This is a genomic window from Sinomicrobium kalidii, assembly GCF_021183825.1.
In the GTDB taxonomy this organism is placed as follows: domain Bacteria; phylum Bacteroidota; class Bacteroidia; order Flavobacteriales; family Flavobacteriaceae; genus Sinomicrobium; species Sinomicrobium kalidii.
This window is the reverse complement of sequence record NZ_CP089211.1, coordinates 4,605,821-4,628,493: the sequence shown is the minus strand read 5'-3', so window position 1 is coordinate 4,628,493 and position 22,673 is coordinate 4,605,821. Positions and strand designations below refer to the sequence as shown.

The following is a 22,673-nucleotide window of genomic DNA, read 5'->3' as shown; positions in this document are numbered from 1 at the left end:
AATGAAAAATACAGTAATATTAACCGTAATTATATGTTCGCTCTTTGCGGCCGTTTCCTGCCAGAAAGACGAACTGGACCTCGACAACCCGAATGCCCTGACCACAGACCAGTTCTGGGTAACTCCGGACGATGCCGAACTGGGTGTCAATTCCATTTATGCCATGTTCTACAAAGACGGTCTCTGGGCCCGGTGGATCTATTTCCGCCTCGACCTTACTTCAGACGAAGGTTTCAGCCAGAGTCCCTGGGTGGAGCTGGCAGACTGGACACGGTTCGGGTATATCAACTACAACTTCTGGGAAGGGAATGCCGTAACCTGGAGAGACACGTATAAGGCCGTTTTCAGGGCCAACCAGGTCCTGGCCAATGTCCCGGACATCGAATTTTCCGATGAAAACAGGAAAGCTCAGATCCTGGGCGAAGCCAAATTCTTCAGGGCACTGTATTACTACTATGCCGGGGTGCTCTGGGAAAACATTCCCCTCGTGCTGGAACCCTCAACACCAAGCGATCTCCCGGAACAGCACACCAGAGAGGAGGTTTTTGCCCAGGTGGAAAAAGACCTGAACGAGGCGTTCTCCGCATTGCCTCTTACCTGGGACGAATCACAAACGGGGAGACCCACCAAAGGAGCTGCCAAAGCCATGCTGGCCAAGCTTTATATGCAGCAGCACCGCTGGGAAGATGCAAAAGCTGCCCTGGAATACCTGGTTAAAGGCGAAGGCGCCATGTACAGCCTCGTTGAGGATTACCGGGATAATTTTACTCACCTCAACGAGAACAATTCCGAGTCCGTTTTCGAAATACAGTTCGGCGACCAGCGCCGTGGCGGTACGGGCGAAGGGCAGGATGCCTCGGTTTCCAATACAAGAGCCCAGTTTTTTGCCCCGAGGGGGATCGGCTGGTCTGACGGCCAGGCGCGATACTGGCTTGTGGACGCCTTTAAGGAAGAACAGACCGTAAACGGCGAAATTGACGAAAGACTGCGCTATTCCCTGTTCTACCCGGACCTCTTCGAGGATTTCGGCGATAAGGTTTACGGAAAAGACTGGGAATGGGGCGATGAGGAAGCCTGGTTCAGGAAATACCAGCGGGATTATTATCGCGAAAACGAGGATTACTTTTCCGAGGTCAATCAGCGTTTGATCCGCTATGCCGATATCCTGCTCCGTTATGCCGAAGTGCTAAACGAACTGGGCATGACTGCAGATGCCTACCAGTATGTGGATATGGTAAGAGCCCGGGCAAACATGGCGCCGCTGGCCGAAGCCTATCCCGGTATAGGTAATAACCGGGAAGCCTTTCTCGATCGCTTAAAGATTGAGCGCGTCCTGGAACTCTCAGGTGAAAGTGTGCGCTGGGAGGACCTGAAACGGTGGGGCGATCTCGAAGATCAGTCCGCCGTAGATGAAATTGCGGAAAGGGACCCTGATTTCGGGAACTTCGATATCGGTAAGAACATCCGGTTACCCATTCCGCAGGTAGAAGTTGAAAACAACCCTAACCTGGAACAGAATCCGGGCTATTGATTAATAATTCATTACATGACAAAATTTGTTTTATACGGGTTTATCGGAAAATCAGTTTAACCCTAACCATTTCAACCTGGCTCAATGCAACGCCTAAAGGGAACCTGATTTTCCTCGATTCACCCTTTAGGGGCGGGGCAAAAAATCGAGGAAAATCCATCTAAGTTGAATTTTGTCATGTACTAAACTGTGGATTTGAAGTCCATAGGTTTGTAGCGGACTGAAAGTCTGTTTGCCCACGGATACACGGATCATTTTAAAAACTGTTGATATATCCATGTGCCTACCGGCATAGGCAGATTCGTGGCAAAAGCTTATAGAAACTAAAGTAACTGCAATAAAACTGCAGGGCTTAAAACCTTGAACTATATAACCAATCAATTATGAAAACAATAAAAACTTCACTAAAGTGCATCGGGCTATGTGTACTATTCACAGCCTGTACCCAAACTGATAATGTTTCCGACATAGCTGACGAAACTTACGGCAATACCAACGCTCCGGCGGAGACCGCTTCCCAAAAAGGTGACACTATAGCGTCCCGGGGAGTTACCAGGTACCTGCATGCCCAGGACGGGCCGGATGAAACGGCCGCACTGCAAAGTCTGATCGATCAATCATCTTCAGGTGATATTATCTTTATTCATGCAGGTAACCATTATTTTAGCGGTACGGTCCATGTCAATAAAAGCGGACTGACCATCAGAGGTGCCAACAACGGTACTGATCCCACAAATTATTTACGGAAAACCGGGCAGGGTGTATCGCTTCTCGATATTGATCCCGGGGTTTTAAATACCGTGATCGACTGGATATATATCGACGGAGGCAATTTACCCGAGCCCAATATGCGGGTATTCGGCAATCAGACCAGCATCTACAACAGCCACTTCAGAAACAGTGACCATTCCGGTATTTTAATACACGAGGCCAACCTGCTACATATAGAAGGTGTTAAAGCATATTACAACGGAGTCGTGGGCATTTCGCAATGGGCAAGCTCTGACAACACCATAATAAATTGCCAGACCTATGAGAACGGCGGCGAGGGAATTACCATAGACGGCGGCTCCCATAACTGTATTGTGGATAATGTATGGATTTACAGGAACAACAATCAGCAGCGGGGTGTTGGCGGTATAGGCATCGACCAGGCCAATGGTGCCAACATACGAAACTGTACGATCGACCAGACTTTCGGCCATGCCATCCGGTTCCAGAACAACTTGGACCAACCCAACGACGGGTGCCAGGTATATGATAACGTTATTACCGGCAACCAGGGATGTGCCATCAGCATAAACAAGCCTCACCTGGTCACCAACTTCGGGCAATGGAATAACACGATGACAGGCAATGCCGGAACAATTTGTTACGAAAACTGAGAAATGACGCTAAGGAAAAAAGAAGCCCGGCCCGGAACCGGGCTATTAAATAATTCATTAACCGCCCTGCAGACAAAAACACAATATCAGGGCCAAACCACGCTGTAAAAAATGAAGAACACTTTGAATTGGAACACATACGGATACGCGCTGTCCTCACTGGTATTAATTGCTTTTTTAAGCTGTAAGCACAAGGAAAACGACAAGCAGAAAACGGAAAAGCCCGAAGCAGAAACGGAAACACCTGTCCGTTCCGTCTGGACAAAAGAAAAAGCCAATACGTGGTATGAAGACCAGCCCTGGCTGGTAGGAGCAAATTTTAACCCCAGTACCGCCATCAACCAGCTCGAAATGTGGCAGGAAGAAACCTTCGATCCGGAGACCATTGACAGGGAACTGGGATGGGCCGCATCGATTGGTATGAATACCATGCGCGTTTATTTGCACGACCTGCTCCATAAACATGACAAGGAGGGTTTTTATGAACGTATGGACCAATATCTCACCATTGCAGACAAGCACAATATCAGAACGCTGTTCGTGTTGTTTGACTCCTGCTGGGACCCGTTTCCCGCCCCCGGCGAGCAAAGAGCGCCAAAGCCTCATGTCCACAATTCCGGATGGGTACAGAGCCCCGGTCAGAACGTACTTCAGGATTCCACACAATACGGAAGACTGGAGAACTATGTTAAAGGGACCATTTCCGAATTCAGGGATGATGACCGCATACTGGGCTGGGATGTATGGAACGAACCCGATAACATGACCGGACCTTCCTATGAAGATGTCGAAATCCCCAATAAAGCCGACCTGGTTTTACCGTTGCTCGAAAAGACCTTTGCCTGGGCAAGAGAGGCCAACCCAAGCCAGCCTCTCACCTCCGGGGTATGGACGGGCGACTGGAGTTCGCACGAAAACATGAAACCCATGCACAAATTACAGCTGGAACAATCGGATGTTATATCATTCCACAATTACAACGATCCGCAGGATTTCGAAGAAAAAATAAAGCAACTGCAGCGATACGGCAAACCCCTTCTGTGCACCGAGTACATGGCCAGACCTAACGGCAGTACATTCGAAGGCTTTTTGCCCGTAGCCCGGGAATATAACGTAGCCATGTACAACTGGGGACTGGTAGACGGAAAAACCCAGACCAAATATCCCTGGGACAGCTGGACCAAAACCTATACGGCCGAAACCGATCTCTGGTTTCACGAGGTTTTCCGCAAAGACGGCAGACCATACAAGGAAGTAGAAACCCGGCTGATCTCGGAACTGACATCAGAAGTAAATTCGAACTAAACCATGCCTGTACGAAAAGGTACAGCGGTTTGATGCGACATGAAATTGCATTTTGGTTGTTTGGTTATTGGTTATTAGGTTAATCAGTTTATCGTGATGCCTGAATAATTGAATAACCTAATAACCAGATGATAATTTTTTCGCACAACCAAAGTGTGATATACTGAGTCTGCTTGAAGTGCTGCAATAAATCACAGGGGTTTAGCCCCTTAACTGAAACCAATGAAAACATGAATCTCACAAACCCGGTCTTCGGCATATCGGCCTTTATACTGTTACTGTTTCTGCTTACCACCTGTAATGCCCAGCAGCCCGATCCCCCGGGACAGGTAACGGAAGGGGGAAAAGCGAAGAACCAGGCCTATCTTTTTGCCCATATGACGCACGAAGATTACGGTCGCCTGTATTATTCCGTCAGCACGGACGGGTTGCATTGGTATCAACTGAACAACGGAGAACGGGTCTTCAAAGATTACCAGGGCCATCCCGATATTGTAAAAGGCCCGGACGGCCGTTATTTTATTGCGGGAAACACCAGCGATGCTTCTCCCGATATCAATATCTGGGTATCGGACGACCTCGTTTCCTGGAAAAAACACGCGGTCTACACCCCCGATTTAAAAAGTACCCCGGGCTACGGTGAAGCCCTGCAAAGGATAGGTGCGCCCAAACTGTTTTACGACAAGACTTCGGGGAAATTCATAATGACCTGGCACACGCCCCACAAGGAAGGTACCCAAGAAGACCCGGAAAGGTACTGGGCGAGCCAGCGCACCCTCTACGTACTTTCGGAAGACCTGAAAACATTCGAAGGACCTCCCCGTAAATTATTCAGCTGGGAATTCGGCACTATCGATGTTATTATCCGGAAAGTGAAAGACACCTATTACGCCATTTTAAAAGACGAGACCTACCCTACCCTTTACTGGTCTACCGGAAAAACCATACGTATTGCACGTTCGGATACCCTGCTCGGGCCTTATTCCCTTCCGCAGGACCCGATAAGTCCCAATTTCAGGGAAGCTCCTGCACTGATCCCCTCACCCGACGGAAACATATGGTATCTGTATTACGAACAGTATCCGGGCGTTTCCTACGGCCTTTCCATTGCAGACCACCTGAACGGCCCCTGGTACCAGGCCTCCGGATACACTTTTTTCAGTGACTGGGACAAATACAGCCTTCCCCCGAAAGTAAGGCACGGGTGCATGTTGCCTATTTCAAAAAAAGAATACAATATATTGGTAAAAAAATTCGGAATAGAAAAAAACAGGAAATGAAAGAGAAAATAATAGTTGTAATGCTCCTTATCGGTGGCTGTCTTTCCGCTCAACAGAAAACGTTCACCAACCCGATTTTACCTTCGGGGGCAGATCCCTACAGTACGTATCACAACGGGTATTATTACTATACCCATACCCTCGGTGACAAACTGATGCTCTGGAAAACCAGAAACCTGGCCGACCTTAAAAATGCGGAAAGTAAACTCATATGGACCCCGCCGGAAGGCACCCCGTACTCCAAAGACATCTGGGCCCCGGAATTTCATATTATCGACGGGAAGTGGTATGTCTATTTTGCGGCAGATGACGGCGACAACAACAATCACCGCATGTATGTACTGGAAAACCAATCGGAAGACCCTTTTACGGGGAAATGGGAATTCAAGGGAAAAGTTTCTGCCTGGCCCGACCGGTGGGCTATTGACGGCAACGTTTTTAAATACAAGGGCACACTCTATATGATCTGGTCCGGATGGGAAGGCGATACCAACGGGCAGCAGAATATCTATATCGCCAGGATGAAAAACCCGTGGACCATCGACGGAAAACGCGTTTTGATCGCCGAACCCACCTATGCCTGGGAAAAGCAGGGCGACCTTGATGATGCTGCCAATCCGCCCCATGTCAATGTCAATGAAGGTCCCCAATACCTCGAACACAACGGAAAGATATTCATTGTGTTCTCCGCAAGCGGATGCTGGACCGATTATTACGCTTTGGGCCTGCTGAGCCTTGAAGGTGAAGACATTCTTGACCCTTCATCCTGGAAAAAACACCCGGAACCCGTTTTTACAAAATCGGAGGAAAACTCGGTCTATGCCCCCGGACATAATTCCTTTTTTAAATCCCCGGACGGTACGGAAGACTGGATACTCTATCACGCCAATGCCAACCCGGGTGACGGTTGCGGGGGAAAACGCTCCCCGAGAATGCAGAAAATCCGCTGGAACGAAGACGGAACACCCCGTCCCGGTAGCCCCGTTTCCGAAAAAACGGTCCTCAAAATACCTTCTGAAAAATAAATTTATGAGATTGTATGTTCATATACTGCTCCTTCTCTTCAGCGGATATAGTATCGGCCAGGACAGCTCACCGGGTAAGGAGAAAGACCCGACATTCCGTAACCCGGTCATAGCAAAGAATTTTCCGGACCCGACGGTGATCAGGGCCCTTAACGGATGGTATTATGCCTATGCCACCAATACCACCGTGAACGAAAAGCCCCTGAACATCCAGGTTTTAAAGTCAAAAGACCTTTTGCACTGGCAATCCTGCGGAGATGCCCTCCCCGAAAAACCACGCTGGGCATCTTCGGATTTCTGGGCGCCCCATGTCACCTACAATCCGCGCAATAATAAATACTACCTCTATTACTCCGGGGAATCTGACAGAGAAGACACGGGAAAATGCCTTGGTGTTGCCGTTTCCGATACCCCAGAAGGCCCTTACACGGATAAAGGGGAACCTCTATTATGCGGAAAAGGATTCGTAAACATAGACCCGATGGTATTCCGGGACCCGGATTCCGGAAAAACATTTATGTACTGGGGTTCCGGATTCGAAAGCATCAAAGTCCGTGAACTCTCCGGTAACCTGTTAGATTTCAAGGCCGATTCAGCCGTTACCGCTTTGATCCCGCCGGTAACAAACGATGACCCGGATAATTATGAAAGGCTGGTGGAAGGAGCATGGCTGACAAAACACGGAAAGTTCTATTACCTGTTCTATTCCGGCGATAATTGCTGTGGCAAAAATGCCCATTATGCCGTGATGGTAGCCCGGTCGGAACATCCCGTCGGACCTTTCGAAAAGTATAAGAACCCACGGGGAAACCCCGTTATTCTCGAACAAAACGACCGGTGGCTTGCACCGGGACACAATTCGGTCGTTGCGGACGATTCCGGGCAACAGTGGATCATGTACCACGCCATAGACAGGCAGCATCCGGAGAAAGGAAGGGTTTTTCTTATGGACAGGATCACCTATCGCAACGGATGGCCGGAAATCGGGAATGACACTCCTTCTACAACACCTGTTAAAACACCCAAAATCAAATAGAAATGCACCACTGGAAATATATCGTATTATCGTTTATGCTTTCCGTAAAAATATCGGCACAGGAAACAGAGAAAAACCAGGTCTACCTGGCCGACCCTACCATTTTTAAGGACAACGGCATCTATTACCTCTACGGCACCAAAAACGATCCCCGGATCGAGGGAGAAGGTTTCCTGGTCTATACCTCCAAAGACCTCAAAAACTGGCGGGGCCCGGCCGGTGTAAAAGAAGGATTCGCATTAAAAAAAGGCGATGCCTTCGGTACCAAAGGGTTCTGGGCTCCGCAGGTCTTCAAATACAAATCAAAATACTACATGGCCTATACGGCGAATGAACATATTGCCATAGCTACCGCCAACAGTCCGCTGGGGCCTTTTACGAACGATAAAACGGCCCTCGAAGCCCCGATAAAACAGATCGATCCTTTTGTTTTTTTCGATAACGGGAAAGTTTACATGTACCACGTCAGATTACAGCAGGGCAACAGGATATTTGTGGCTGAAATGACCAAAGACCTGAAGCAGATAAAACCGGAAACGCTGAAGGAATGTATCAACGCGCGGGAAGACTGGGAAAATACGGAAAACGCCGAATGGCCCGTATCCGAAGGGCCCACGGTAATGAAAAAGGGCAATCTTTACTATTTGCTCTACTCTGCCAACGATTTCAGGAATCCCGACTACGCCGTGGGATATGCCGTGAGCGATAATCCCCTGGGGCCCTGGAAAAAAGCCGGGGAAAACCCGATAATTTCCACCGGAAACACCGGGCAGCCCGGCACCGGGCACGGGGATATCATTACGGACGGCAATGGTTCCATGTATTACGTATTGCACACCCATTATTCGGATAAAAAAGTCCATCCCCGGAAAACAGCCCTGGTAAAGCTCCTTTTCAAGGACAACAAATTCAAAATCGACCCCGGCAGTTTCCGGTGGATCGGTTTATAATTAAAGTCTTAAAAGCTCATTATTTTCCGGTCTTATTTTTTCAGACACTTTCATTATTTCAGGGGAAACGGCTTTACATTAAATAGGTTAGTCCGTTTTCATTTTAATAAACACGCTCTGATTTCCGGAACGGTCCACAGCGGTCATACCGACAAAAAGTAAGGGGTTTCCTTCATCTGACAAGTGATCGAAGACCTGTGTGCTGTGCTCTTTTGTAAGGATGGTGTGTTTCCATTTCTCATCCCGGTATTGGTAATAGAGTACCCATTTAAAAATACCGGCTCTCCCGGGGTGTGTCCAGGTCGCATATACCTTTCCTTTTTTTCGGAAGACGTTTAATTCCGGAGGTTTCGGAGGTTCACTGTCCAGCCAGGGGCTTGCCGGAACCAGGGCCTTGTTCCTGTATGGGCCTTCGACCAGTTTTTTTGACAGGGTATCGTATTTCATGAGCGGGCCTATGCTCCAGTGTACGGTACCCTTACTCTCTTGAAGAATGCCACGGGTGATCATGATCTGGTTAACAACTTCCGTAGCGTTATCCCTTCCCCCGCCCCGGTCTATTTTTATACCCGGCCACAAATGCCTGCCACGGGTATTTTCCTTTGCCCACCATCTCAGGAGTTCGGGAAAACTCTGGCCGATCTGACTGATCTTCCAGTATAATTGGGGAGAAAAATAGTCAATCCATCCTTCATTCAGCCACAGCCTGGCATCGGCATAAAGTTTTTCGTACTGGTCATACCCTGTTACCGATTCGGGATACCCCGGTCGCCATATACCGAAAGGGCTCAGTCCGAATTTCACATACGGTTTTTCCTTTTTTATTTCCCGGTACACTTTTTTGATGAAGCTGTTGACATTGTCCCTTCGCCAGTCGCCCCGCGATAATTTTCCGCCGGAGTCTTTATACTGCTGCCAGCTTTTATCATCGGGAAAATCCTTACCGTTATTATAGGAATCATAAGGATAAAAATAGTCGTCGAAGTGTATGCCGTCAATATCATACCTGTTAACGATATCCATAATGACGGCCAGCGAATGTTCGCGGGTCTCTTCCAGTCCCGGGTCCATCCACCACATCCCGTTGGCCAGTTTAATCACAAGTCCGGGCCTTGTTTTGACCACGGATTTTTCACTGATGCCCTTGCTTTCCGTATGGTGTGCCCTGTAGGGGTTAAGCCATGCGTGCAGTTCCAGTCCCCGCTTATGGGCCTCTTCTATCCAGAATTCCAGGGGATCGTAAAACGGGGCCGGGGGCACGCCCTGTTCTCCTGTGAGGTAATAGGACCAGGGTTCCAGTTCGCTCCTGTACAAGGCATCGGCCTGGGGACGTACCTGCAATACCACAGCGTTAAAATTATGACTTTCCAGGAAGTCCAGGATTTTTATAGCTTCCTCCCGCTGTACATTTACGGGCAATCCCGGCTTACCGGGCCAGTTTATATTGGCCACCGTAGCTACCCATGCCGCCCTGAATTCTTCTATATTATACGGTATTTCACCTCCCCGGCCCGAAACGGGACTTGTAGTATTAAGAGCGGATTTACATCCCGTAACCAGGAGAAGGTACAGGAGTACGGACCTGTAAATATAACGGTAAAGCTTTTTGTTGTATGCCATTATTATTATTGATTTGAACTTACCTGCATGTTGCGGCAGCCCCTGATGAATAAGAAGCCTTTTGCCAAAAATAGCAAAAGGCTTCCACAGAAAACAACAAAGTCTACCAACCCGGGTTTTGTTCCAGTTCCGCTCCGTTATCGCCGTACAGGGTGATCTGGTCCAGCGGGATCGGTTCCAGGTATACACGCGGATCGGTAAACTCTCTTTGTGATTCACCGGCCGAAGCCGGGATGATATAGCCTTCTTCCCCATCGGTCAGCACCAGGCTCTCCAGGTTGCTCTCCGGGTAATCCGATTTCTTTATCCAGGCCCCCCGGTTGATATCGGTTTGTTGTACCATATCGGTGTATTCCAGTTTTTTCCACCGTTCGAGGTCTTCCAGGCGGAACCCTTCCATCATCAGCTCTGTTCTTCGCTCCCGGCGTATTTCCCAGATCATGGCAGGAACATCGGGGTCCCTTCGGGGATCGCTGTACACCACTCCGTTAACTGCGGGCTGCCCGCCTGCTATTTCCAGATGGGGAAGGGCTACCCCCGGCCTGTCGCGCAACACATTTACCGATTTGTCCAGGTCTGCCTGTGAAAATGCGGGGCCGCCGACAGAAGCGAGTTCTGCCGCAGCTTCGGCATAGTTCATCAGGACTTCCCCGTAGCGGATTACGGGCGCATCGGTGGGATTGAGGTTCGAACTTCCCATGGGGTCGTCTGCAATGGATTCGTTCAGGAATTTATGTGTGGCATATCCCGTAGTGGAGTAATTGGACGCCACACCGTTGATCCGCAATTCATAGGGAACCAGGGTTTCGTATATACGCGGGTCCCTGTCGGCCATCACGTTTTCAATGCCCCGGTCGCCCTGGTACAGCGGGGAGACCTCAATGGGGAGGCCGTCACTCATCAGGTAGGTTTCCACGGCATCCTTCGAAACCCCGGTCTGGGGCTCCTTGTTGTTATAGCTGTTGAGGGCATGGGTGAGTATACCCGCTTCGTATTCGCGATAGAGTATGACTTCCGGATTATTGGAAAGGCTCAGGGAATTGAACACTTCCCGGTAATTCCCCAGGGAGAACTTCCCTGAATTCATTACCTGTTCTGCAGCCCATTTTGCAGCTTCCAGGTATTCTGCCGCTTTTGAACTGTTATCCGCATGGTATTTCTGCCAGGTCCCTTCAAACAGGAATACGCGTGACATATAAGCGAGGATCACACTCCTGTTCACTTCCTGCCCGTTGTTTTCAACACTTTCACGGACATTTTCGGCAGCAAAGCGGAAATCCTCAAGCATCCTGTCCATTACAAAAGTACGGTCGTCCCTTTCCTTGTAGAGGGCTTCGGTATCATCTTCGGAGAGTTCCCGGTCGTAATAAGGGACATCCCCGAACCGTTTCACCAGATAAAAGTATTCCAGGGCCCGGAAAAAACGTCCTACACCCGTCCAGTGATTTATGGCTTCTTCTTCCATAGGGACCTCCTGTACCCGGTTTATAAAGATATTGGCCTTCCGTACCCAGGCAAAAGTCCATCCTCCTCCTGAGGTAGGCACTTGTTGTGTAAATACAGGTGGATTGGACGGTGCAAAATCATCATTAAGGGACTGGCCTGAAAAATAATTTCCCCATGCATACCCCGAACCATACCCTACAAAATTGTTGGTGTAAAATCCATAGGCAAAAGTTCTTACATTCTCCTCACTTTTCCAGTAAGATTCGTCAATGAGCTGATCCTGCGGCGGGACTTCCAGGAAATCGTCGTCGCAGCCGGCCATACCGATCGACATCAATAGTATCGTGAATATTTTAGTTGCAGTTTTCATGTTTCGGTTTTTAAAAGGTTAATTGTACGCCAAAGGATAATGACCTTCTAAAGGGGTAAACGCGGGCAAAAGTGTTGCTGTCGTTCCTCCCGGCCTGCGTATAGTCTATTTCCGGATCGATGGGCACCCCGATATCCTCGAATTCAAACAGGTTTTCCCCGCTGAAATAAACGCGTGCGGTATTCATGCCGAGTTTATCGGTAAGCCCGGACGGAATGGTATACCCGAGGGTTATATTCTTCATCCGCAGGTACGACAGGTCAAGGAGATATTTGGTCTGGGGCAGGAAATTCATGGCATCGTTAGACTGTTGCTGGTCGTTGGGTCTCGGGTAGCGTGCATCGGGGTTGTCCGGGGTCCAGTAATCAAGCTGATGCTCGTACCATCCTTCGCCATACCGGTAACCGGGGATCACAATGGGGCCATTGGCCCAGAAATCACGTTTTCCCACCCCCTGCATAAAAATATTGAGGTCAAAGCCTTTCCACCCTGCACCGAGCTGAATGCCGTACTGATATCTCGGGGTAGTATTGCCTATCACCTTCATATCCCCGGAATCGCCTACGGTCCGGGAACCGTAATCTATGACACCGTCCCCGTCCAGGTCCTTGTATTTGACATCTCCGGGGCCGTAGTGAAACCAGCCGTTATCCTCGAATATTTCCTGTGAGGCAATGCCCGCCTTTAAATTGCCGTCGGCGTCGAAATCATCTTCCGTAAAGTACCGGTCCGTTTCATATCCCCAAATTTCCCCGAGCATTTTTCCTTCGTAATTGGAATTGATGCCTTTTGTGGTATTGGCAAACCTGGTGATCTTTTCCTTAAAGTCAGACAATGTGGCCATGGCATTGATACGTAGCCCGTTGGCAAAAGTATGCCTGAAATCGACAGCCAGTTCCCATCCTTTGGTCTGCAATTCGCCGTAATTCCGCTTCGGGGATGCCGTACCGAAGGAAGAAGGCAACGTAATCCCGTCGCTGTGCATATCACTTACGGTCCGGTTATACCAGTCGAAAGTAGCTCCCAGTTTGTCCTGAAAAAAACGTACATCCACACCTATGTCGAAGGTAGTGACCGTCTCCCAGGTAAGCGATGCGGGAAGGGCACCGGGAGTTCCCGCCGTCGGGATATTCTGGCCGTCGATCACCCAGTTGGAATTGTAGGTGGGCATTACCCGGTAAATATTGCCCAGGCGTGCGTCCTGGTTCCCCACTTCCCCGTAGGAAGCCCTGATCTTCAGAAAGGACAGTGTGGGTGCGGCAAAATCCATATAATCTTCCTTGCTGATCACATATCCCACGGACATGGACGGGAAAAAAGCCCATTTTTCATTGATGGACAAACGGGACGATCCGTCATAACGTCCATTGAGTTCCAGTAAATACTTCTCTTTATACGAATAATTGATACGGGCGAAGGCTCCCAGGGTGGTCCATTTGTTCCTTTCCCCGCCCACAAACATATCCCCGGTGGCCAGGGGGAGTTCGCCCTGATCGGGGTCCAGCAGGTTTCGCTTCTGGGAATAGTGCGACCAGTATTCATATTCCTCCAGGTCGCCCCCGAGGATAAACTTGAGCGAATGGTCCCCGTAATCGGTGGTATAGGTGGCAAAAGCCTTGGCCGTATTCCGGCGGCTCCATGCCGATTCGTACTGTACCCGGTTGTACGAAGGACTGCTGTAGGCTTCGTATTTGAGGTCGGGGCCCGTGGCCCAGAAGTTATAAGCATGCAGAACACCCCCGGTCTGATGTTCATGCTGTTCCGTACGGTCGTGAGTATAATCGAAGTTAACGGTAAGTCCTTCCAGCGGACTGATGGTCCCCCCGAGGTTTACGCGCGACAGTGAATGGTTGGTTTCATTCAATTTGGCCTGTTCCACTTCCGAGATATGGTTCCGGAAGGGTTTGCCTTCAAAAGTTCCGTAAGGATAATGTGCGGGCCAGCGGGTCACATAATACCAGGGATCGTAGGTAGCGCTGGTAAAATAGAAAGGCGTTGTAAGCTTGGTGTTGGAATGCAGCACCTTTCCCCTTACGCTCAGCCAGTCGTTTATCCGGGTATTGACACTTAAGTTTAAGTTATACCTGTCAAACTGGTCCGGGTTGGCTTTCAGGACGCCTTCCTGCCCCAGGTATCCCAGTCCCAGGTAGTAATTCGTATTTTCACTTCCCCCGGATACGGAAAGGTCGTGTTTCTGTTGCGGGGCCCAGTCCCGCATAAACAGTTTCCGGGGGTCCCACGAACGGTAAAAGAACAGCCTTCCGTCCCTGCGTTCGAAGTCCCTGCCTTCCACCATTTCCATACCCAGGTCCTGGCCGCCATACTGTTCTTCCCATTCGCGCATCTTTTCAATGGCGAGCTGGTCTACGGACATCCCCACAATGCTGAAGACATCGAGCGAAGGGATTCTTCGGTTTACCGCTGCAAAGGCCATTTCGGCGCCTTCAGCCGCGGGGGCTATTTTCGGGGTTGAGGTGGGAGTTGCCCACGAAAAATTGTTTGAATACGACACGGTAGGCGCGGCATTCCGCTTACCGTTTTTAGTGGTGATAAGTATCACTCCCCATGCAGCCCTCGCCCCGTATATGGAAGTCGAAGCCGCATCTTTCAGCACCGAGATATTCTCGATATCCTGCGGGTTTATGGATTGCAGGTCCGGCACTTCCACGTTATCGACCAGGATAAGGGGCTGTGCACCGCCGGGGTTTCCCAGTGTACCGACATTTCCGCGGAGTTTTATCAACGGACTCTCCCCTATTTGTCCGCTGGGTGTGGTAATGGTAAGGCCGGGACTCACGCCCTGTAATCCCCTGGCGACATCTGTTATGGGCCTTGAATCCAGTATTTCCGGTTCTATGGTGGATACCGCCCCGGTAAGGTTGCCCCGTTTTTGGGTACCGTATCCCACAACAACGACCTCGTCCAGACCTTCAACATCGGTCTGGAGTGTAATAACGAGGGAGGTTTTGTCCCCGACAGCAACTTCCTGCCTTATAAAACCGAGGGAAGAAAAGACCAGAACGGTATTGTCCTGTTCGGGAACCTGTATGGTAAACCGGCCGTCAAAATCGGTTTCCGTCCCCGTGGTGGTGTTTTTAATAAATACGCTCACGCCGGGCAGCGGGACGCCTTCCGCATCGTAAACCTCTCCGGTTACGATTCTTTCCTGTCCCCATAACGATACCGAGCAGAGACAAATCAACAATAAGGATAGTTTTGGTAAGTGTTTCATAATTCGTGTTTTGTTGGTATGCTGGTTATTAAGTTTTATGCAAATTATTGCAATTTTTTTATGCAATACTCATTAATCCTCTTCCGGAGGTAAGGTCACTCTATGAAATTATAATTATACTGGTTTTTAGTAACTTTAATATACAAATACAACACTAATCAAGAAATTTTCGAATCATCATCCGTCTCAAAAATATGCAAATAATTGCAATATTATGCGATTTTATGCCGTTTTTTAATTGCCCGTCGGTTGTTGCGAAGTATTCTTCCCTATATTTGCAGTTATTTAATACACTTTCTGAATAAAACTCAATCCGTTACATGTTAAAGGAAGAAAGGAAACAATTTATCCTGAACGAAGTAAGGATACACAACAGGGTGCTTCTCACCGATATTGCCGAATTGGTGAAAGTTTCCGTAGACACGGTACGCAGGGACATCAAGGAACTCCACGATGAAAAAAAGCTCAAGAAGGTCCACGGCGGCGCCATATCCCTTGGCTTTTACAATTACAATACACCGGGGAAAAAAGTATATTCGATTGAAAAAAAGTCCCATATAGCTCGGAAAGCAATACGGCTGCTCAAAAGCGGACAGGTAATTTTGCTCAGTGGGGGAACGACCAACCTGGAACTGGCCAGGCTTTTACCTCCCGGGCTTTCCGTCACCTGTTTTACGCCCAGCCTCTCCATAGCCAATGAATTGCTAACAAAACAGAATACAGAGGTTATCCTCATTGGGGGAAAACTATCCAAAAACTCCCGTATCGCCGTAGGCGGAACAGCAATAAACATGCTTTCCGACATTAAGGTGGACATTTGTTTCCTGGGTACGAATTCCATCGATGTAGGGCACGGCCTGACCGAATTTGACTGGGAGATCGTGGAAATGAAAAAGGCCATGATCCGGGCATCGAAAAAGGTGGTCTCCCCTTCCATTTCTGAAAAACTCAATACCATTCAACGCTATAAGATCTGTGATATCGAAGACATAGACATCCTTATTACAGAACTGGAACCGGACAATGAAGTATTGGAAAGGTTCGGGAACAGTAATATTGTACTGTTGTAAAGTATGAGATATTAGACTTAAGACTTAAGATTATATGACGTAGGATTTAGGGGTATTAATTATAGCGTGAGTTCGATTTATAACATACAGAAAAACAGTTGGTTCACTTAATTCCCGTCGGGGCGAGCCGTCACTTCGATTAGATTCAGTGCAGGCAAGCTCAGAATAAAGTAAAAATCACACCTTCTAAGAAGGTGGCTTTTGATTGCCCCCTTAGGGGGTCTTATGATCAAAAATCAAACCGCTGTTGTTGTTCCTCAACTCGACGTTCTTCCTTTTCTTGATATTTTACATACTTGCTTATTGTCTCCTCATCAAGCCCAACTGTACTCACAAAATAGCCTCGAACCCAAAAATGGTTACCCCAGTAAGGCTTTTTCTTCAACCCAGGATAACTCTTAAACAGTTTTATCGCTATTTTTCCTTTCAATGTCCCAATCAATTTGGAAATCGACACCTTGGGGGGACCGAAACCAAAAGATGAATATGATCCTCTTGAACAGTCAATTCCTGAACCTCACAACCTTTCCATTCGCAAAGCATTTGGATGTCTTTGCTAAGCAGTGCCTTTAGTTCACCTTTCAAAATCCGAAAACGGTACTTAGGAACCCACACTATATGGTAATCACATTTATATACAACATGGCTTAATTTCTTATACTTGCTCATATCACAAAGATAGGCATAGCCCTCAGAACATTACCACCCGCTTAGCAGGTGGGTTTTTATGTTTAACTAAAATAGTAAAAACATACAACCTATTTTCCCGTTTTAAGATCATACAATAAGAATACGTTTTATCTCATTTAAGCAAGCTTTGTATTATAATTCCGGAGATGCCTGATACATTGTCCAGAGATCGTCCAGGCTTTTTGAGGTATAGGTTTTCCACAATTCGGGGGAATACGTTTTATTTCGCATATGTTCATCCAGGAGAGGCACTATATCCTTATTCCGGTTTTCGGTGAGCCATACCAGAAAACGGGCGGTGATCCGGTAGCTATTCTCATAATGATGCCCGGGTTCATAAGCGGGCAGTGACCAACCCGCTTTTTCATTGTCAACACCATAAACATAGCGTACATAATCTGCAATACCTTCGGTAAGCCATCCCGGACCGCTATCCGGCGGATAGGCCTGGACAAGGTGCATGACTTCATGGGTTATGACATCTGTGTCTCCCGGTTTTTTCTCCAGCCACCGGGAACTTATCGTAACCTTCCCGTTATGTGCATAGGCCACGCCATTATAAGCAGTGTCTATTTTAACACGTACGGTATCTGTTGCCCGCGGATTAAAATCCCTTACCAGTTTCGGATAGACCTTGAAAAAGTTTTTTATGAGCCCGGACCGTACTTCCTTCTTTAGTCCGGGATCGTCATTCGTAAAGATGAGGGTCTTTCCCTTTTTACGAATGACTTCCCTGTTTTGCGCAAGTGCGGGCACCATGGTAACCATCAATACCGCAATACATATAATTTTTCTCATTCTTTACCTGTTTTATTGTTTTTCGTTGTTCAGTACAACCATCACCGGGTAGTGGTCGGACGGAAGGCGGCTTTTATTTCCATACAATTTTATTTCCTTCGGGTAATTCCCGGTATTGACAAGTTTTTCAAGGTTCTGTTCCCTGATCTTGTACGAATCTGTCAGAATTCCGTGCTTTTCCACTTTAAAGTCACCGGATACAAATACATGATCTATCCTGCTTCCGCTTGCCGAATTAACATCAAAACCGTTATAAGTCCCCTGAACACCATATTTTAACGGGGAAAGGTCATAACTGTCGGCCAGTATTTCCGAAGACTTCAGTATTTTGTAACTCGGGCTGTTCTGGTCAACATTGAAATCTCCTGTTAAGATCACGGGGTTCCCTTTGGCTATTTCCTTTATTTTCCGGAGGATAAGGCGGGCACTTTCCTTTCGGGCCACGGTACCCACATGGTCAAAGTGCACATTAAAAAAGTAAAATTCGTATCCTGTTTCCTTTACCCGGAACCTCCCCCAGGAGCAGATACGCGGCAAAACTGCATCCCAGCCCTTATTCGGATAGTCCGTTTCCGGAGAGAGCCAGAAATCACCCTTGTCCAATACATCCAGCTTGTTTGTCTTATAAAATATTGCCGAATGTTCTCCCTTGTTTTTTCCATCATCCCTCCCCACACCTATAAATGCATAAGCTGTTAACTCTTCTTCCAGTTCATCCAACTGGTGTTGCAATCCTTCCTGGCTGCCAAAAATGTCAAAGTCATGGAAACGTATCAGTTTTGCGATGACCTCTTTCCTGAATTTCCAGTTATTGAGCGAATCCGAAGGATTATCGTATCTCAGATTATAACTTGCCACATTCATGGTTTGTGAAAAAACGACAGATATATTGACCAGAATCAATATCAATGCAACATAACTGCCATAAGACTTTTGTGTTTTCTGTTTCATTTTCAATAAAGTTTAATCGGCAGATAACGAATACGGGAAATCTTCCTGACGGGTTCCTCTTTTCTTATCGGGGGTGTTTCCCATTTCAAAATCAATTACAGCGCCTTTGAGAAGTTCCCGGTGACTCAAATAGTTTTTCGTATAATTTTTGTCATTATAATGCATGTCAAGAATGTACCGGTTTTGTGAAGAGTTCCCAGGAGCATTCAGAATTATCCGGTTACCGTTTTCCAGTTGTAAAGTGGCTTTTTCGAAGAGCGGGGCTCCGAGCACATACTGATCTGAAGCCGGGGTCACGGGATAGAACCCTAAAGCCGAAAACACATACCAGGCCGATGTTTGCCCGTTGTCCTCATCCCCACAGTACCCGTCGGGAGAAGGCCTGTACATCCTGTTCATGGTTTCCCTGACCCAATACTGGGTTTTCCACGGCTGCCCTGCATAATTATAAAGATAGATCATATGCTGGATAGGCTGGTTACCATGTGCATACTGCCCCATATCTGCAATCTGCATTTCCCGCATTTCATGAATAATGCCTCCGCCTTCCCGGGGCACTATTGCAGAAGGTGTGGTAAATACCGTATCCAATTGGCGGATAAAAGCCTGCCTGCCCCCCATGAGGCCGATCAAGCCCTTTATATCGTGAAATACAGACCAGGTATAATGCATACTGTTACCTTCGGTGAAATCCCTGCTCCATTGTATGGGATTAAAATTTTCAACAAAGTCCCCGTTGCGGAGTCTGCCTCTCATAAATCCGGTTTCAGGGTCGAACACCTTCTTATAGTTCAGACTTCTCTGCCTGTACAGGTTGATCTCTTTTTCCGGTCTTTTCAGAGCCCGAGCCAACTGATAGATGGCAAAATCATCATAAGCGTATTCCAGGGTCCTTGATACGCTTTGACGCAGGTCCACACCCGAAGGGACATAGCCCAGGTGGTTGTAATACGATACTCCTGCCCGACCTACCGCCGTCATGGGACCTTCATTGTTGGCGCCGTGAAGCAAAGCTTCATACAGGGTTTTGATATCATAATCGTAATTGTCCCTGTTTTTCAAAAAAGCTTCTGCCACAATAGATGCCGAATTATTTCCGATCATAATATTCCGGAGCCCGGGACTTGCCCACTCGGGAAGCCACCCGCTTTCCTTATAAGCGTTGAGGAGCCCTTCCTGTATTTTTTCATTCAAATCGGGATACATTAAATTCAGAAAGGGGAACAGTGCCCTGAAGGTATCCCAGAATCCCGTATCGGTAAACATATAGCCGGGTTCTACTTTCCCGTTATAAGGACTGTAATGTACGGCATTCCCCGTCTCGTCATATTCGTAAAATTTTCTCGGGAAAAGCAGGGTGCGGTAGAGACAGGAATAAAATGTTTTGTACTGCTCAGCGGTTCCGCCCTCCACCTGAATCCGTTCCAGTTCCCTGTTCCATACCTTTCTCCCTTTTTCTTTAAGCTGGTCAAAATTCAACGCCTCGATTTCTCCAAGGTTTCTTTCGGCCTGTTCGAAACTGATAAAGGAAGAGGCTATTTTAGCATTAACCTGTTCTCCTCTGTTAGTTTTAAACCCGATTACTGCCCCCGAATGATCCGATTCAGAGGTTAAAGCATCGGTCAGGACAGAATCGCGGAAAGTTTTACTCACTTCAAAAGCCTTGTCGAACTCAATGACAAAATAATTTTTAAAGTTTTCCGGAACACCTCCGCTGTTTCTCGTAGAATAGCCCATGATCTTACGTTCTTCCGGGATAACCTTAACATACGATCCTTTGTCATAAGCATCTACCACGATATACGAGTCATCTTCAGGAAATGTAAACCGGAACCTCGCAGCCCTTTCTGTAGGTGTTATTTCGGTAGTTACATTGTGGTCGGCCAGGAATACTTTATAATAATAAGGAGTGGCCTTTTCTGCTTTATGCGAAAACCAGCTTTTCCGGTCTTTTTCAGTAAAACGGAGTTTTCCGGTAACGGGCATCAGCGAAAACTGCCCGTAATCATTCATCCAGGGCGAGGGCTGGTGGGTTTGCTTAAACCCTCTTATGGTTCTCGCATTATACGTGTATGTCCACCCGTCTCCGTTTTTCCCCGTTTGCGGAGTCCAGAAATTCATTCCCCATGGCATGGCAATGGCGGGATATACATTTCCGCTTGACAGGGAAAAATCGGAGTCCGTTCCCATTAACGGGTTCACATGATCTATTGGTCCGGGAGGTTCTTTAACGGTCTGCCCATTCAGGAAGCCACTAATCAAAAAAATAATACAGAGATAGTTGAAATTCTTTGTTTTTTGCACGATTATAAGGGTTATAAATTCGGACTCTCCCTTAAAAGCGGGAGAGTCCGAGGTTAATTTTGCTATTAATATCCCGGGTTTTGTTCCAGGTTGGGATTGGCGATGGTCTGGTTATAAGGAATAGGATAGACCTGGGTATTATCGCCCCCGTCCGGGGTTTTGTCCCACCAGGTCCCGGTAGTGAATTTCCCGAACCGTATCAGGTCTGTCCTCCGCTTTCCTTCAAAAATGAACTCCCTTCCCCTTTCTGCCAGGAGTTCATCCATGGTAAGTGTGGCAGCCTCATACCTTTCGTCCGGCCAATCCGTTTCGGAGAAATACCTTTGCCTGCTCCGGTTGATTAATGACACAGCCTCGGCAGTCGCTGCTCCGCCATTCCTGCGCATCAGGGCTTCGGCCTTGTTAAAATACATCTCGGTAAGGCGGTAGATCACAAAGTCATTATTCAGGTAGTTTTCGTCATCCTGTCTCCCGGAACGGTACTTGTTAAACCTTGCCCCGCTGTTTTCTTCGCCATCTGTCATGCTTCCTTCTCCGGTCTGCCCTTCACTATTCCTTCTTATATTGTTGACATATACCATGGGTTGCCCGTTGTATTCTTCACTACCGAGAATAGGTTCATCGGTACCGTACCTATACTGGGGACCGAATAAAAACCACTCCTGTTTTCTCAGGTCATTCTCCTGGTAGGCATCAAAAGCAGAAGGTATGACCACAAAGGCATTCCATCCGGCATAATCGACATCCAGTGCGGGGGCCATATTTGAGAATCCGGCGTAAAATGCCGCCCAGCTATATCCGAATCCTTCCGTATGGCTGAACGGGAACTGGAAGATATTTTCAGGGGAGTTTTCATTGGTATTGTTAAACGGTCCCAAAGGATCCTGATCCAACTGAATGGACCCGGCCAGGGCTCCTCCCTCTCCGTTGATTACCTTATCCGTATATTCTATACAATCGTCCCACCGGGCCTCTCCGCTCCATACTTCGGCATTCAAATACAGTTCCGAGAGCATGGCATAACCGGACGCCCTGGATACCCTGCCGAGAAGTTCGGGGGATAACTCCTGTAATTTCTCTACATTTTCGAGCAGTTCGTTTTCTACAAATTCAAAGACCTCTTTTCTGGATCTGGTTTCAGGATCAAGGGGTTCACCTACTTTTGTAACAATAGGAACATTTCCCCACATATCCATGAGTTTCATATAGTGATACGCTCTCAGCACTTTAGATTCGGCCAGAATGGACTCCAGTTCTTCCTGGGTCATTCCTACGGCTTCAGGATCTATTTCCTGTACATCCTCAATAACTGCATTTACATACCCGACTCCGGTCCAGATGAGATTCCACGCATTTTCCAGCCTGGATTCCTGTGAGGTCCAGGTATGGTAGTGCTGTCGTATATGATCTCCGTTATCATAGCCATGCCTTCCTTTCTGCGGCCAGGCTACCTGGTCTGCAGAAAGTTCATTGTGATAATAAAATCCGTTTTGTCCGCTATAGGCCAGCCAGGCCTGCATATGCGTAAATGGCCTGAGCGTCGCCTGAATGATCTCCAATTCAGTATTATAAAAATTTGATTCCGAGAGTTCCGAATATGTGCTTTCATCCAGATCCATACAACCCGTGCAGCAAATAACAAGAGAGATAATCAGTATCTTAATATTTGTAGTTTTCATT

Annotated in this window: 15 protein-coding genes and 1 pseudogene; 8 read left to right on the top strand and 8 right to left on the bottom strand. The window is 47.8% G+C overall.

Going from position 1 to position 22,673, the window contains the following annotated elements:
* Nucleotide 1: 1 nt before the first annotated feature.
* From LS482_RS18750 to LS482_RS18720, 7 genes are all read left to right on the top strand, one after another.
* Complete coding sequence (locus LS482_RS18750) at nt 2–1,531, top strand: RagB/SusD family nutrient uptake outer membrane protein (protein ID WP_233029046.1); 1,530 nt, start codon at nt 2–4, stop codon at nt 1,529–1,531.
* 383 nt (nt 1,532–1,914) lie between these two features.
* Complete coding sequence (locus LS482_RS18745; RefSeq protein WP_233029045.1) at nt 1,915–2,916, top strand: right-handed parallel beta-helix repeat-containing protein; 1,002 nt, start codon at nt 1,915–1,917, stop codon at nt 2,914–2,916.
* A gap of 111 nt (nt 2,917–3,027) precedes the next feature.
* Nucleotides 3,028–4,221: a glycoside hydrolase 5 family protein gene (locus LS482_RS18740; RefSeq protein ID WP_233029044.1), complete on the top strand. Its 1,194-nt coding sequence runs from the start codon at nt 3,028–3,030 to the stop codon at nt 4,219–4,221.
* 230 nt (nt 4,222–4,451) lie between these two features.
* Entirely contained in the window at nt 4,452–5,501 is a 1,050-nt protein-coding gene (locus tag LS482_RS18735) for a glycoside hydrolase family 43 protein (RefSeq protein WP_233029043.1), read from the top strand.
* The gene (locus tag LS482_RS18730; protein WP_233029042.1) at nt 5,498–6,526 is read left to right on the top strand and encodes a glycoside hydrolase family 43 protein; all 1,029 of its coding nucleotides are present in this window, start codon (nt 5,498–5,500) and stop codon (nt 6,524–6,526) included. Before LS482_RS18735 ends, LS482_RS18730 begins: the two co-directional genes overlap by 4 nt.
* 4 nt (nt 6,527–6,530) lie before the next feature.
* A complete protein-coding gene (locus LS482_RS18725) occupies nt 6,531–7,562 on the top strand; it encodes a glycoside hydrolase family 43 protein (RefSeq protein WP_233029041.1) in 1,032 nt (343 codons plus the stop codon).
* A gap of 2 nt (nt 7,563–7,564) precedes the next feature.
* Complete coding sequence (locus tag LS482_RS18720; protein WP_233029040.1) at nt 7,565–8,512, top strand: glycoside hydrolase family 43 protein; 948 nt, start codon at nt 7,565–7,567, stop codon at nt 8,510–8,512.
* A gap of 87 nt (nt 8,513–8,599) precedes the next feature.
* On the opposite strand, the gene LS482_RS18715 is transcribed toward LS482_RS18720, so the two are convergent.
* From LS482_RS18715 to LS482_RS18705, 3 genes are all read right to left on the bottom strand, one after another.
* Nucleotides 8,600–10,132 (bottom strand): glycoside hydrolase family 10-like protein, encoded by a 1,533-nt coding sequence (locus tag LS482_RS18715; RefSeq protein ID WP_233029039.1) that lies wholly within the window; start codon nt 10,130–10,132, stop codon nt 8,600–8,602.
* A 103-nt stretch (nt 10,133–10,235) separates the two neighbouring features.
* Nucleotides 10,236–11,948, bottom strand: coding sequence for a RagB/SusD family nutrient uptake outer membrane protein (locus LS482_RS18710; RefSeq protein WP_233029038.1), 1,713 nt, complete (start codon nt 11,946–11,948; stop codon nt 10,236–10,238).
* 10 nt (nt 11,949–11,958) lie between these two features.
* Nucleotides 11,959–15,180: a SusC/RagA family TonB-linked outer membrane protein gene (locus LS482_RS18705; RefSeq protein WP_233029037.1), complete on the bottom strand. Its 3,222-nt coding sequence runs from the start codon at nt 15,178–15,180 to the stop codon at nt 11,959–11,961.
* Nucleotides 15,181–15,500: 320 nt separating this feature from the next.
* On the opposite strand from LS482_RS18705, the gene LS482_RS18700 reads away from it, so the two are divergent.
* On the top strand, nt 15,501–16,250 hold the full coding sequence (locus tag LS482_RS18700; RefSeq protein ID WP_233029036.1) for a DeoR/GlpR family DNA-binding transcription regulator: 750 nt from the start codon (nt 15,501–15,503) through the stop codon (nt 16,248–16,250).
* Between the two features lie 229 nt (nt 16,251–16,479).
* Here LS482_RS18700 and tnpA read toward each other — a convergent pair.
* From tnpA to LS482_RS18675, 5 genes and pseudogenes are all read right to left on the bottom strand, one after another.
* Nucleotides 16,480–16,919, bottom strand: a pseudogene (tnpA, locus tag LS482_RS18695) (IS200/IS605 family transposase).
* A gap of 153 nt (nt 16,920–17,072) precedes the next feature.
* Nucleotides 17,073–17,738: a basic secretory protein-like protein gene (locus LS482_RS18690; RefSeq protein ID WP_233029035.1), complete on the bottom strand. Its 666-nt coding sequence runs from the start codon at nt 17,736–17,738 to the stop codon at nt 17,073–17,075.
* Between the two features lie 12 nt (nt 17,739–17,750).
* On the bottom strand, nt 17,751–18,689 hold the full coding sequence (locus tag LS482_RS18685) for an endonuclease/exonuclease/phosphatase family protein (RefSeq protein ID WP_233029034.1): 939 nt from the start codon (nt 18,687–18,689) through the stop codon (nt 17,751–17,753).
* 12 nt (nt 18,690–18,701) lie between these two features.
* Complete coding sequence (locus LS482_RS18680) at nt 18,702–20,993, bottom strand: GH92 family glycosyl hydrolase (protein ID WP_302849333.1); 2,292 nt, start codon at nt 20,991–20,993, stop codon at nt 18,702–18,704.
* Nucleotides 20,994–21,058: 65 nt separating this feature from the next.
* Entirely contained in the window at nt 21,059–22,672 is a 1,614-nt protein-coding gene (locus tag LS482_RS18675; protein WP_233029033.1) for a RagB/SusD family nutrient uptake outer membrane protein, read from the bottom strand.
* Between the last annotated feature and the right edge of the window lies 1 nt (nt 22,673).